This is a genomic window from Streptomyces sp. 8L (assembly GCF_020176795.1).
Taxonomy (GTDB): domain Bacteria; phylum Actinomycetota; class Actinomycetes; order Streptomycetales; family Streptomycetaceae; genus Streptomyces.
Window position 1 is genome coordinate 1 of record NZ_JAIUKE010000917.1, and the last position, 1,009, is coordinate 1,009.

Annotated in this window: 1 protein-coding gene; it reads left to right on the top strand. The window is 68.1% G+C overall.

Going from position 1 to position 1,009, the window contains the following annotated elements; genetic code table 11:
• Positions 1–1,009, top strand: a 1,009-nt coding sequence (locus LCE31_RS39865; protein ID WP_225023195.1) for a glycoside hydrolase family 15 protein, incomplete at both ends; no start/stop codon positions are given.

Genomic DNA, 1,009 nt, shown 5'->3' on the forward strand with positions numbered 1-1,009 from the left:
GCACGCAGCAACACGGCACCTGGCAGATCGCTCCCAGCACTTCTACTGACCGCTCCGGAGCCGCCACCGCGGTCGCCGAGCGCCGGTACCGCGGTGACTCCCTGATCCTCGAATCGGTGTGGCACACCGAGGCCGGTTCAGTCCGCGTACTCGATTTCATGCCGCCGCGCGACAGAGCGCCGCAGGTGATCCGCATCGTTGAGGGGCTGGCCGGCGAGGTGCAGATGACGTCGAGCATGCGTCCGCGGCCGGGTTACGGCCGCATCAGCCCGTGGATTCACGCGGTCGGTGGGCGCATGGTTGCGGAGGCCGGCGCGGACGCCCTGTGGCTCGACACCTGTGTCCCGCAGGTGGACAAGGACGGCGCCCTCATCAGCGACTTCGGAGTCGCCGCCGGACAGAGCGTCGCGTTCGTACTCAGCTGGTCCCCCTCCCACGCGGTCCCGCCCGAGATTCCCGACCCGCAGGCCGCACTGACCCATACGCTCGCCTTCTGGCTCGACTGGGCCAAGGAGTGCTCCTACGACGGGCCCTACCGTCAGGCCGTAGTCCGCTCCCTGATCACATTGAAGGCGATGACGTACGGGCCGAGCGGCGGGATCGTCGCAGCGCCCACGACGTCACTGCCCGAAGAAATCGGCGGCGAACGCAACTGGGACTACCGCTTCACCTGGCTGCGCGACGCCTCCACGACTCTGGCCGCACTGCTGGGCACCGGGTACCGGCAGGAAGCCCAGGCGTGGCGGCGATGGCTGCTGCGTGCCGTAGCCGGCGACCCGGAGAACCTGCAGATCATGTACACGATCACCGGAGAGCGTGATCTGCGGGAGCGCGAGCTGCCCTGGCTGCCCGGCTACGAGGGCTCAACGCCGGTACGGATCGGCAACAAAGCCGCTGAACAGCTTCAGCTCGACGTGTACGGCGAAGTGATCGAGACCCTGTACCTCGCGCACGAGAGTGGCGTCACCCACTGCTCCGACACCGCAGTCCTGCACCAGCGGCTCATCGA